The following is a 12,365-nucleotide window of genomic DNA, read 5'->3' as shown; positions in this document are numbered from 1 at the left end:
TCAAAAGGTCCCATATCCTTACCGCGGGGTGGAGCAGCCCGGTAGCTCGTCAGGCTCATAACCTGAAGGTCGTCAGTTCAAATCTGGCCCCCGCAACCAAACACAAAAACCCGTCGCAAGCAGCGACGGGTTTTTGCGTCTAAAATCCAGAAAAAACAGCGCAAAGCACCCCTACAATCCGCCAAAGCGGAACACCCCACGCACCAGCACTTCAAAGCCACACTTGATCGCCGACCACATCAGGGGACCGGCCAACGGCTTGACCGTTCGGCAGGAACGCTGCCTAGTCTGGCACTGACTGTCACAGCTCAGCATCATTCCCGCACGATAACGCGATGTCGGGACAGAGTGGCGTGGTGATCGGGGGCGGGCATGCGTGTTGCGTTACTTCACAAGGCCGGGCTCCGGTCTTTCTCGGCGGGAGCCGCGGCCCTGCTGCTCGCGGGCTGCGCCGGGGATGTGAAGGGGGTGCTCCTGCCCGTGAGCTCGGCGGCTACGGATACGAGCAAGGTCACCATGCTGGTGGCGACGACGCGCGCACCCGACGAGGACGCCGGCATCCTGTTCTCCGGCGAGCGCGGCAAGCCGTCTTTCGCTGAAATTACCGTTTCGCTGCCGCCGGCATCCCATCGCAAAATCGGTGAGGTGCAATGGCCGAACCGCCTGCCCGGCAATCCCGAGACGGACTTCGTCACGCTCAACGTCGAGAAGCTCGATCAGGCGCAGGCCATCTCGCTATTTCATAAGGCTGTGACGAAGGTGCCGAAGCGCCGGGTGATGGTGTTCATCCACGGCTTCAACAATCGCTTCGAGGATGCGGTCTATCGCTTCGCGCAGATCGTGCACGACTCGAATGCGAAGGTCGTGCCGGTGCTCTTCACCTGGCCGTCGCGCGGCTCGATCTTCGCTTATGGCTACGACCGCGAAAGCGGCAACTACTCCCGCACCGCGCTCGAGAACCTCCTGCAAAGCCTGGCCCGCGATCCGGCGGTTGGCGAAGTCTCGATCCTCGCCCATTCGATGGGCAACTGGGTGACGATGGAGGCGCTGCGCCAGATGGCGATCCGCAACGGCAGCATCCCGCCGAAGATCGCCAATGTCATGCTCGCTGCGCCGGATGTCGATGTCGACGTCTTCCGCAGCCAGATCGCCGATATCCATGGCAAGCGGCCTCGGTTCACCGTGTTCGTCTCGCAGGACGACCGGGCATTGGCCGTGTCGCGGCGCGTCTGGGGCAGCGCGGCACGGCTCGGCGCCATCGATCCCGATGTCGAGCCCTATCGGAGCGAGATCGCCGAATACGGCATCACCGTCCTCAACCTCACCAAGCTGCGCTCCGGCGACAGCCTGAACCATGGCAAGTTCGCCGAGAGCCCGGAAGTCGTGCAGTTGATCGGCTCGCGTCTGGTCGAGGGGCAGCCGATCACGGATTCGCGGGTCGGCCTGGGCGAGCGCCTGATGGAGGTGACCGCCGGCACCGCGGCGGCTGTGGGCACGGCAGCGGGCCTCGCGATCTCGGCGCCGATCGCCGTCGTCGATCCCCACACGCGCCGGAATTTCAACGACACGATCCAGCAGGTCGGTCGCTCCGTATCCGATGCCGGTCAAGCGACCGGGGATGCGGTCGCCGCCCCGTTCGAGGGGACTGGGCAGTCGGGCCGTTGAGAATGAAGCCCGCGCGCATCGGCATCGCTTGGCGTCGACGCGGGGCTTCCCCTTCACGGAGGCTCTTCCTCGTCGGCCGGCGGAGGGCTAACCACGAAGGTATCGGGACGCGGTCCCAAGCGTCCGACAGCTTCGAGGCCGCCATGCAGCATGCTTCCGACCACAACGACATTCGCGATGCGGTTGCGAAGCTCTGCGCGGACTTCCCGGGCGAGTATTGGCGCAAGCTCGACCGCGAGATGGCCTATCCCGCGGCGTTCGTCACGGCGCTGACTGAAAGCGGCTTCCTCTCGGCGCTGATCCCGGAGGAGTATGGCGGCGCCGGCCTGTCGCTTTCGGCCGCCGCCGTGATCATGGAGGAAATCCAGCGGCAGGGTTGCAACGGCGCCGCCTGCCACGCCCAGATGTATGTGATGGGTACGGTGCTGCGTCACGGCACCGAGGACCAGAAGCGGCGCTACCTGCCGAAGATCGCCTCCGGCGAATTGCGCCTGCAAGCCTTCGGTGTCACCGAGCCGTCCAGCGGCACCGATACGACTGCGCTGCGCACCACGGCGCGGCGCGAGGGCGACCACTACATCGTCAACGGCCAGAAGATCTGGACGAGCCGCGCCGCTCAGTCCGACCTGATGCTGCTGCTCGCCCGCACCACGCCGCGCGACCAGGTGCAGAAGCGCACCGACGGGCTCTCGGTCTTCATCCTCGACATGCGCGAGGCGCTGAAGGACGGCCTGACCATCCGGCCGATCCGCACGATGATGAACCACGCCACTACCGAGGTCTTCTTCGACAATGTGAAGGTGCCGGCCGCGAATCTCGTCGGCGAGGAGGGCAAGGGCTTCCGCTACATCCTCTCCGGCATGAATGCCGAGCGTATCCTGATCGCGGCCGAGTGCGTCGGCGACGCCAAGTGGTTCATCGACAAGGCCTCGAACTACGCCAGGGAGCGGCATGTCTTCGGCCGGCCCATCGGCCAGAACCAGGGCATCCAGTTCCCGATCGCCAAGGCCTACGCCAATATGCGCGCCGCCGAACTGATGGTGCGCGAGGCGATCCGGCTCTACGAGGCCGACGCCAATCCCGGTGCCGAGGCCAATATGGCGAAGATGCTTGCGGCGGATGCCTCCTTCGAGGCAGCCAATGCCTGCATCCAGACGCATGGCGGTTTCGGCTTCGCCGAAGAATACGATGTCGAGCGCAAGTTCCGCGAGACACGGCTCTATCAGGTCGCGCCGATCTCCACGAACCTGATCCTGTCCTATCTCGCCGAGCACGTGCTGGGCATGCCGAGGTCCTACTGATGGCTGCGTCCGGCATCTCCGAGCTCGACATCGATCACTTGCGCGGCTGGATCGGCCGTGAGGATGTCGGCGTCGACATCGTCAGCGAGGATCTGGCGCGGAAGTATCACGCGACCTTCGATTATCCCGGCGAGGCGCCGCAGCACGGCGAAATCGTTCCGAGGCTGATCCATTTCTGCCTGGCCCAGCCGGCTGCTCCGACCGGCACGCTCGGGCCGGACGGGCACCCCGCTCGGGGCGGCTTTCTGCCGCCCGTGCCGTTGTCCCGCCGGATGTGGGCCGGCGGCGCATTCGCCTTCTCCGGCGATCTCAGAGTGGGCGATGTCGTCAGGCGCATCTCCCGCATCATGGATGTCATGCTGAAGAAAGGGCGCACCGGGCCGCTCTGCTTCGTCACCGTAGAGCACCACGTCGAAGCGAATGGAGCGCTCGTGCTGGAGGAGCGGCAGGACATCGTCTATCGCGGCCTCGAGAGCGCCGCGGGCGCGACAAAGCAGCCGCCCCCTGCCGAGCAAGGCGCTCATCAGCGGCCGATGCGCGCCGAGGCGCCGCTGCTGTTTCGCTATTCCGCGCTGACGTTCAACGGCCATCGCATCCATTACGACCGCCGCTATGTCACGGAGGTCGAAGGCTATCCTGGTCTCATCGTCCACGGTCCGATGCAGGCCGCCCTGCTCTGCAACTACGCCGCCGAGCTGCGCGGCGCCCCGCCTCGGCGCTTCAGCTTCCGGGGCCTGTCGCCGCTGTTCGACGATGACGCCTTCGCATTGCACGCGACGGAGGAGGGGGCCGGCTTGAAGCTCTGGACGGCGAAGCAGAACGGCACGCTCTGCATGACGGCGGAAGCCTCCTGGTCGTAAGCGCGGCCGCCGGTCAGCCGGATCTGGCGGTCGACGGCATCGCCTTCTCGGTCGCGCGCTGCCTCGGCCAGACCACGGCCCAACTGCCGATGAGGACGATGACTTCCGACAGCGCTCCGCCGAGAAGCACCCAGGAGGGCGCAGCCGTCAGCAGCAGGACCAGCACCACCAGCATGCCGATGGCGGCGGCAATCGCCGAGAGGATCGCGATCGAGCGGAAATCCTGGGCGATCTCGAGCCAGATGCGGGGCATGACATAGAGCAAGGGCATGCCGCTCATGACCCATGCCAGCACCGATATCTTGAAGAAGCGGGTGTCCTCGAGGCTTTCCGGCAGGATGAGCGGGAGCGCGAGCAGAATGACGATCCCGTAGACGACGCCCAGCGCGGCCAGCGGTATCGGCCAGTAGCGCAGCAATCGTCCGACCTTCCCGGAGTCGCGATGGGCCATGAGCGCCGTCATCTCCGGATGCATCATATTGGCGAAGGCGGTGGAGACGATGCGCAGCGGCACGAAATTGACCAGCGCAGCCGCGATCGGCGCATAGGCTGCCGGCCCCGCGATCGTGGCGACCAGCAGCGCCATCCCCTGGCCTTGGAGGTTGGTGATCGTCACGCTCAGCAGCGACCATTTCAAGTCCCGCCAGAGCTTGCGATAGCGCCGCCAGACATGTGTGCCGAAGCTCAACCGCACCGGCCGCCGGCCGAGCGTGAGCATCACGGCGATGCCAAGCGCGTTGGCCGTCATCATGACGAGGAATGTATGCTGCAGGATATGGGTGTCGTTCCACACGACCCATGCTGCGCCGAGTGAGCCGCTGATCGTGAACGTCAGATCGCTGGCGCTGACCAGCATCTGCCGATTGCGGGCGAAGAAGACAGTGCGGATATGCGCGCGTGCGGTCCACAGAGCGACGAAGGCGCCGCCGCTGAAGGCCCCTTCCGGAAGCCAGCCGCTCAGGGCGAAGGCGACGCAGACGCCGAGCAGTGCCGACAGCAGCGCGGCTGCCGAGCCGAAGGTGATCTCGTAGGCCCCGGCCGCGCCGACGCTATGGCTGCGGGCGATGAAGATGCTCGCCGGGAGAGCCGTCAGCGCGCGGATATAGGTGAGGCCGATGCCGCCGACCACCATGACCAGCGCGAAGACGCCGTAATCCCACGCGGATACGGAGTGCAGCAGGACGAGGTTGAGGCCCAGATGAAACGCGCTCTGCATCGCCTCGCCGCCGACCATGACGACGAGCTTCAGGATCAGACGGCGCAGGGATTCGAAGTTCATTGCTGCGCCAGCCGGCCGCGGGAGAGCATGTCCTCGACAACTGCGCCGATGGCACGGGCGACAGCCTGATTGCTGAACAGCGCCGAGAAGCGTTCACGTCCCGCATGCGCCATGGGGGCGAGCAGCTCCGGCGCGAGGATCACCTGCTTCAGCGCTTCTGCGAGGGCGTCGGGGTCGCCGGGCGGCAACAGCCGGCCGGTTACACCGTCCACGACCACCTCCTGCAGGCCTCCGATCGCCGAAGCCAGCGGCGGCCGGCCGAACGCCATGGCTTCGATCGCGACGCGGCCGAGCGACTCCGGCCGGCGCGACGGCACCACGACGATGTCGGCCCATCGATAGAGCGGCGTGGGATCGTCGCGGAAAGGCTCGACCTTCACCTGCGGGTCGAGACCCGCGCTCGTCACCGCCTCGTGCAACGCCTGTTCGAGGGCGGGATCCTCGAAAGCGCTTCCGACGATCCGGACCTCGAGCCGGTCTCGCAGATCCGGGGGCAGGGCACTCACCGCCGCGAGCAGGATTTCCTGGCCTTTGATGCGGTTGATGCGGCCGAGCATGAGGACACGCAGCCGCCGCCTGCCATCATAATCAGTGGGCGCCCAGTCGGCCGGCCCGGCCACGCCATTGTAAATGACATCCGCTTCATGGCCGTCCGGGAGCGGGAAGGCAGAGCGCGTCGCCTGAGAGTTGAAGATCAGCCGCGCGCGGCCCCAGAGGATCAGCCGGCGCAGGAGCGTGCGCGTCATCCCTTCCGGGATTTCGTGGATATGCTGGATTGCCTTGCCGGCAAAGAATCGTGCGGCAAGCACATGGTCAACGATGACCGAGGTATTGATGTAGACGAGGTCGCAACGGCGCATTCGCCGGGCCGCGCGCAGCATGGCGCGCGGCAGTTCGATCGGCGCCATGGCCATTAATCTCGGCAGATTCCTGCGGCGCAGCACCCATAGCGGCTCGATGACGATCCGGCTGGCGACCGGCTGGAGCAGGCTGAGGATCGGACCTTCGCGCGGGAGCACGACCTCGATATCGGCGGCCGGGTAGGTCTGGCGCAAGGCGGCCACGCTCTCGGCGAAAGCGCGATCCGACCCGTAGAGTTCATAGCCCTGATGAATGCAGGCGATACGCAGCGTCACAATCCGTTTCCATTCGAGGACGCCGCCATCGCGCTTCCACCGATTCCGTATGGCCGGAAAGCGCGTCCTAACCATCTTCGATAAAAGCGGGATAAGTCCCAGAAATTCAAGGTATTCTTGAAGCTACGCGCTATCTTCGCGCAGCTTTGCGCCCCTCCGGATGAAATCATGGCAAATACCGCTCCTTCGTTGCTGATCCTCGGAACACGGGGTATTCCGGCAGCGCATGGTGGTTTCGAGACCTTCGCCGAGAAGCTCGCCTTGTTTTTGGTCGAGCGGGGCTGGCAGGTCGGCGTGTACTGCCAGGACGAGGTTCCGGCCGTCACGCGCCGGTTCCACAGCGAATCCTGGCGGGGCATCGAGCTCATTCGCACGCAGGTGTCGACATCGGGGCCGCGCGCGACCATCGACTTCGACTGGCATTGCGTGCGGCATGCGGCGCGGCGTCCGGCGCTCAGCCTCGTGTTGGGATATAACGGCGCGATCTTCCTGCCTTATCTGCGCCTCGCCGGGCGGAAGATCATGACGAATATGGACGGGATCGAGTGGCGCCGGCCGAAATGGTCATGGCCCGTCCGCAGTTGGTTCTGGATGAACGAGTGGATCGCGGCCTGGTCCTCGCACCGTCTCGTGGCTGATCATCCGATCATCGCCGACCATCTAGCGACGCGGCGTCCGCGCAGCGCCACGGTCATGATTCCCTATGGCGGCATGCCGATCAGGATGGCGCCGGCAAAGCCGCTCGCCAAATTCGGGTTGGAGAGCGGCCGCTACCTGATCTCGATCGCGCGGATCGAGCCCGACAATTCGATCCTCACGCTGGTCGAGGCCTTCTCGTCCAGGCCGCGCGGCATGCCCCTCGTCGTTCTCGGCAATTTCTCGGACGAGAACGCCTATCATCGCCAGGTCAAGGCGGCCGCTGGGCCGGAAGTGATCATGCCAGGCGCGATCTACGACGCCGAGACCGTGAGGGCCCTGCGTTTCCACGCGCGCGGCTATCTGCACGGACATACCGTCGGCGGGACCAACCCCTCGCTGGTCGAGGCGCTCTGGGCAGGGAACCCGGTCATCGCCCATGACAATCCCTATAACCGCTGGACCGCGGGTGAGGCGGGCTTGTTCTTTGCTGACGAGGCGAGCTGCTCCAATGCGATCGGGCGGCTGCTGGCCGATGATGAACTGGCGGCTCGCCTGAAACAGGCTGCGCTCGGGCGCGCCCGCTCCAGCTTCGAATGGCAGGCGGTCCTCGAACACTACGAACGCGAGGCGCTGGCCCTGCTCGGTCTCGAGCCGGAAGCTGCCGTCGCTCCGGCCGAGGTGGCCGGCGGCCGCAGGGGATGACGGTCAGCCGCCGTTCTCTGCTGGCGGGGGCGATCGGGACGGCGGCGATCGGCGGCGGTCGCGCTCATGCGGCGCGGCCCCTCGGCATCCGGCGCGGCGTCAATCTCTGGCCATGGTTCTCCCTGACGCGGGAGCACCCTGCGCCGCGAACCGATTATGATTGGCCCCCGTTCCAGCTCGACCGGCCGGTTCCGACGCGGGCGGATCTCGCTCTCTTGCGTCGTGCGGGCCTCGACTTCGTCCGGTTGCCCGTGGACCCCGGCCCGTTCCTTGCCGCAGCTCCCGCCGTCAGGGCGTCATTGCTCGATCAGGTGATGGCCGCGGTGGCGCTGGCGCAGGGCGAGGGGCTTGCCGTGATCGTCAATCTTCACGCCAACGGCGCGACGCATTACTGGACGCCGTCGCGATTGTTCGGAACCTTGGATGCTCCGGCGTTTCCGGCCTATCGCGATCTCGTGGTGGAGCTGGCGTCGCGACTGGGGCGGAGCGATCCGGAGCGGACGGGATTCGAGCCCGTCAACGAGCCGCTCCAGGCCTGCGGCTCCGCTGAATGGGGGGAGACGCAGAAGCGGCTTCTGGCCGCCGCCCGACTGGCCGCGCCGGGGCTGACATTGCTGGCGACCGGCGCTTGCGGCAGCATGATCGCAGGTCTCGAACCCCTCCGGGTCCGCGAGCTCTCGCTCTATGAGCCGCTGCTCTTCACCTTCCACTTCTACGAGCCCTATCTCTTCTCGCATCAGGGCGCGCGCTGGATGAGCGAACCGGTCTATCGGGCGCTCAACGCCGTGCCCTGGCCAGCGGCGCGGGGAAGCCTCGACGCCACCCTCGCTGCGGTGCGCGCCAGGATGGCCGCGCTGGGTGCGCCGGCACAGGGCAGTGGAGCGGCCGCCTATCGCGAGACCGAGCGCATCCTCAAGGAATATTTCGATGCCCAGCCGGATCGCCCCTTCATCGACGGCTATCTGCGCCGGGTCCGTGCCTGGGCGGAGCGCGAGGGCGTGCAGCCCGGCCGGATCCTGATGGGCGAGTTCGGAGCGCTGCGGTCCGGGGGCGGCACCGTCGCCTCCGCTCCGGACGATCGCGCCCGCTATGTGCGTGACGTCAGGCTCGGCGCCGAGGCGCTCGGGTTTCCCTGGGCATTCTGGAACCTGTTCGACAGCATGGGGATGATGGACGATGTCAGCCGCCGGCTCGACCCGGCCATGATCGCGGCCCTCGGTCTGCGAATGCCGGATTGAGCCGGCCGGAACCGCGCCTTTCCGGTCGATAAAGGCACAGAATGACGATGACGAATTTCGCCGGCATCGTCGTCTTCGTCGCGATGCTCTCCGAGCCGTTCAGCAGGATGATCCAGACGATCATCGGGAGCCAGACGCCGGGGCGTCCGCGCCCCAATTCGTACATGAAGAGGCCGAAGGCCAGCGTCACGAGCGCGGTGATGATCGCCCCTTGATAGAGGATCATACGCACGAACGGGTTCTCGATGCCCCATTCCAGTCCGTTGACGCGGCGCAGGGTGTCGACGAGCTGCACATCGGGCCCGATGACGAGGTCGCCGATCGAAAACATCTGCAGCAGCTCGAACATTTCCTTGCGGGCATTGGCACTGCCGCCGTCGGAGACGAAGCGCGTGGCCACGTCGTCGAAGAAACCAAGCGCCACCAGCCCGCCGATGGCGACGGGCAGGAGGGCTACGAGCACGCAGCCGATGGCGGCCGCGATCAGCGATATCCGCCCGCTCCGCAGCAAGGCGAACAGCTGTACCGTGCCGTAGCAGAGGCCGAACGCCAGCGACGTCAGAAGCGCGGTGCGGCCGCCGAAGACCACCAGGGCAGCGCTCTGCAGCGCGATGAGGACGCCACGGACCGCCGGCGGCAGGGAGCGTGACCCGCTGATCAGAGCCATCAGATAGCAGGCGGTGATCATGGCGTTCGCCAGCGGATGGCCGTGAAACGCGCTGGAGCGGGTGTCGGTTTCGAAGACGGCGCCGTCGAAGCGGTAGGGAAAGAGCCGGAACTGCGTGACGAACTCGAAGAGCGCGAGCAGGGCGTTGAGGGTCATGACGACATGCAGCATCGTCGTGAGGGTCGTCATGGTCTCGTCGTCGGCATCGACGAGCAACAGGACCAGAAGGCAGACGGCGACATAGGTGTCGACCATGCCGCCAAGGCCCGGCCCGTCGCGCATCACCGTGACGACAATCGTCGCCATCGTCACCAGCAGCATGAACAGCGTCGCCGGCCGAGCGCTGACGAGATGAATGGCGCGGCTGACCGGATCCCCGCAGGCGATCAGGCTCCAGCCGAACAGGAGCACGATCATATAGGTCGAGGGATGGATCTTCGTGGCGGCGGCGCCGGTGAGGCCGTCATAATTATAGCCGACGAGCCAGAGCATGCCGCCCGACACGCAGAACAGCACCAGGACGGTGGCGAAAAGACCGTAGCGCGTCAGCCCATCCAGGTGGGCCCAGCCCGGTACCCCACGGGCCGAGGCCTCGGCCGTGAGCCCGGCGGCAGGCATCAGCCTCGCCCGTCGGCGTCGATCAGGATCGTTGCCGTCACCGAGCGGCCCATGACGCGCGCGGATTCGACCGCCCGCATGATCTCCTGCTGGCGCGTGGTGTAGAGACGGGCGACGAGCACGATCTCCTCGACCATGCCGACCAACGGGGCGATCTTCACATTGCGCTCCAGCGGGCCGCCGTCGATGACCACGATGTCGAAGTGACGGCTGGCATCCCCCAGCATTCGCATCGCATAGCTGCGTGCCAATGCCTTCTGCGTTGCGGCTTTCGGACGACCGGCGGACATCAGCGCGACATCCTTGGCGTCGCTGAAGTGAATGGCGTCCTCGAAGCTGCATTCGCCGCGCAGAATATCCATCAGCCCGGCCGGGCCGCCGTGGACCGGTTCGGTCGTCGTATCGACCAGGAGGACGCGCTCTCCGTGCTGGACTCCAGCGCTGGCGAGCAGGTCGGCCGCATGCTCCCGCTCATCGCCATCGGCCTCGGCCGAAATGAGCAGGGCGCTGCGGGCGGCCGGGATCGGCACATCCGTGGGCTTGAACAGCAGGAGCAGCGCGAGTTGCGCCGCGCCGTCCGCCTCCGCTTGCCGGCCTGCCGATCGCCGGAACCATCGGCCGAAGCCGCGCGGGGGCGCGGTTCGGGGGCGCAGGACACCGACCACGGGAGCGCCGATCAAAGCCTCGGCCTGCGAACGGGAGAGCAGATGAGGCGCGGCATACTCGCGAAGCAATGCGAGGCCGGCACCGAGGCCCAGCCCGAGGACGGCGGCCGCCGCTGCAAGCGGAAATGTCGGCGGCCAGCTCGCCTGCAATGGCGGCTGAGCCCGGCTGATGATGCGGGCGTTGGTGGTGTCCAGATTTGCCTGCTCGCGTGTTTCCTGCGCGCGCAGCAGGAACGTCGCATAAACCGCACGGACCGCTTCGAGATCGCGCTGGAGCTCGCGCAGCCGGACCGACGCCTGGTCCGCACCTTGCGTCTGGCGCGTCAGGGTCTCAAGCTTGCTGGCGAGCAGCTTCTCATTGCCGAGCGCGCGCTCATATTCGGTGCGCACGGACTGCTCGACCCGCTCGATCTCGGTCGCGATGAGGCGGCGGACATGGACGAGCTGGTTTTGCACCGCGCCGATCGACGGGTGGCGCGGGCCGAACTGGCTCTGCAGATCGGCTTCGCGCTGAACCAGGGCGGCCTCCTGCTCCCGCAGTCTTCCGATGACAGGAGACTGCAGTGCCTCCATGGAGCTGCCGGCCAGGGCGCCGCGCCGGCGTTGCTGGGCGATCAGCTCCACCTGCGATCGGAGGGTGGAAGTGCGCGCCTGGGCTGCCGAGAGCTGATTGCTGATCTCGCTGAGTTGCTGCTCGCTGATCAGGCGCCCGGACGCCGCGACGAGATTGTTTTCGGCGCGATAGCGCTCGACGGCATTCTCAGCCGCCTCGACCCGCTTGCGCTGTTCCGCCAGCCGGGCTGTCAGCCCCTCGGACGCCTCCGTCGCAGCGCGGCTTCTGGCATCGGCCTGGTCGGCGAGATAGGCTTCGGCGATCGCGTTGGCGAGCCTGGCCGACTTGTCGGCGTCGCGCGTCGTCACGACCACGTCCAGCACCAGGACCTTGTCCGCGCGCCTGACGGAAATCTTCCGCCGGAGGTTGGCGAGCGTCCGCGCCTCGGTGGGCGTGAGGGTGCCGTCCGGGGCAGGGGCATCTGTCGCAATCCGGCCGAGAAGGCGGCTGAGAAGCCCCGCGCCGTTGAATTCCGTGTCCTCGGTGAGTTTCGTCGTCCTGATCGCCCGAGCCAGCACGTTCGTGGACTGGACGACGCTGGCCTGGCTCTCGACCTGCGCCAAGCCGCCATCCGGCGAGACCGTATTGGGGTTGACGTCGTTGCTGACGACGTTCCGGTCGCGCGGATCGATCAGGAGCTGCGCCGAGGCGGTATAGAGCGAAGGCGTCAACAGCCCGTAAGCGAGGGCCAGCCCCGCCAGCAGGCCCGCGACGGCCAGGATCATCAGGCGCCGATGCCAGAGGATGCGCCAGAGCTCGGAGACTTCGACGGCGCCATCCGGGCGGCGACGAAAGGTCTCCTGCGGAGGCGGCTGTACCGTTTCCTCCTGCCGATGAGCGGTCGCAGCCAGACTCGTCATTCCCCTACTCGGACAACGCAACGCGATGCCGCGGTGTCGTCCAGCCGCAGCTTCCAGGCGCGACACTGCCACGAACTCCTTAACAAGTGCCCCGATCGGTCGAGCCGCCCGCATGAGCGGGC

General features: G+C 66.6%; 9 protein-coding genes and 1 tRNA gene. 6 read left to right on the top strand and 4 right to left on the bottom strand.

All coding sequences use genetic code 11. The features are described 5' to 3' along the window. Positions 1 to 22 precede the first annotated feature (22 nt). The 4 genes from AC1DDA_RS26050 (at position 23) to AC1DDA_RS26035 (ending at position 3,826) form a co-directional block, all read left to right on the top strand. Positions 23 to 99 (top strand) — tRNA-Met (locus tag AC1DDA_RS26050). A gap of 273 nt (positions 100 to 372) precedes the next feature. Then, positions 373 to 1,665 (top strand): alpha/beta hydrolase, encoded by a 1,293-nt coding sequence (locus AC1DDA_RS26045; RefSeq protein WP_441513528.1) that lies wholly within the window; start codon positions 373 to 375, stop codon positions 1,663 to 1,665. A 143-nt stretch (positions 1,666 to 1,808) separates the two neighbouring features. Next, complete coding sequence (locus AC1DDA_RS26040; RefSeq protein WP_476797934.1) at positions 1,809 to 2,966, top strand: acyl-CoA dehydrogenase family protein; 1,158 nt, start codon at positions 1,809 to 1,811, stop codon at positions 2,964 to 2,966. Further along, positions 2,966 to 3,826: an HTD2 family dehydratase gene (locus AC1DDA_RS26035; protein ID WP_476797933.1), complete on the top strand. Its 861-nt coding sequence runs from the start codon at positions 2,966 to 2,968 to the stop codon at positions 3,824 to 3,826. The genes AC1DDA_RS26040 and AC1DDA_RS26035 overlap by 1 nt, the downstream gene beginning before the upstream one ends. Positions 3,827 to 3,839: 13 nt before the next feature. Here the strand turns inward: AC1DDA_RS26035 and AC1DDA_RS26030 are convergent, their stop codons facing one another. Continuing rightward, positions 3,840 to 5,105, bottom strand: coding sequence for an MATE family efflux transporter (locus tag AC1DDA_RS26030; protein ID WP_476797932.1), 1,266 nt, complete (start codon positions 5,103 to 5,105; stop codon positions 3,840 to 3,842). Beyond that, positions 5,102 to 6,013, bottom strand: coding sequence for a glycosyltransferase family 4 protein (locus AC1DDA_RS26025; RefSeq protein ID WP_476797931.1), 912 nt, complete (start codon positions 6,011 to 6,013; stop codon positions 5,102 to 5,104). Before AC1DDA_RS26025 ends, AC1DDA_RS26030 begins: the two co-directional genes overlap by 4 nt. A 396-nt stretch (positions 6,014 to 6,409) precedes the next feature. On the opposite strand from AC1DDA_RS26025, the gene AC1DDA_RS26020 reads away from it, so the two are divergent. Next, positions 6,410 to 7,582, top strand: a complete 1,173-nt coding sequence (locus AC1DDA_RS26020) for a DUF1972 domain-containing protein (RefSeq protein WP_476797930.1) — start codon at positions 6,410 to 6,412, stop codon at positions 7,580 to 7,582. After that, complete coding sequence (locus tag AC1DDA_RS26015; protein ID WP_476797929.1) at positions 7,579 to 8,820, top strand: glycoside hydrolase family 5 protein; 1,242 nt, start codon at positions 7,579 to 7,581, stop codon at positions 8,818 to 8,820. The genes AC1DDA_RS26020 and AC1DDA_RS26015 overlap by 4 nt, the downstream gene beginning before the upstream one ends. Here AC1DDA_RS26015 and AC1DDA_RS26010 read toward each other — a convergent pair. Next, positions 8,762 to 10,105 (bottom strand): VpsF family polysaccharide biosynthesis protein, encoded by a 1,344-nt coding sequence (locus AC1DDA_RS26010; RefSeq protein ID WP_476797928.1) that lies wholly within the window; start codon positions 10,103 to 10,105, stop codon positions 8,762 to 8,764. The two genes, AC1DDA_RS26015 and AC1DDA_RS26010, sit on opposite strands and share 59 nt — an antisense overlap. Then, positions 10,105 to 12,243, bottom strand: a complete 2,139-nt coding sequence (locus AC1DDA_RS26005; protein ID WP_476797927.1) for a GumC family protein — start codon at positions 12,241 to 12,243, stop codon at positions 10,105 to 10,107. Before AC1DDA_RS26005 ends, AC1DDA_RS26010 begins: the two co-directional genes overlap by 1 nt. Positions 12,244 to 12,365: the final 122 nt, after the last annotated feature.

This window comes from Allobosea sp. 10N428 (genome assembly GCF_056394545.1).
Note: the sequence above shows the minus strand (reverse complement) of the source record. Positions and strands in the feature narration are given on the sequence as shown.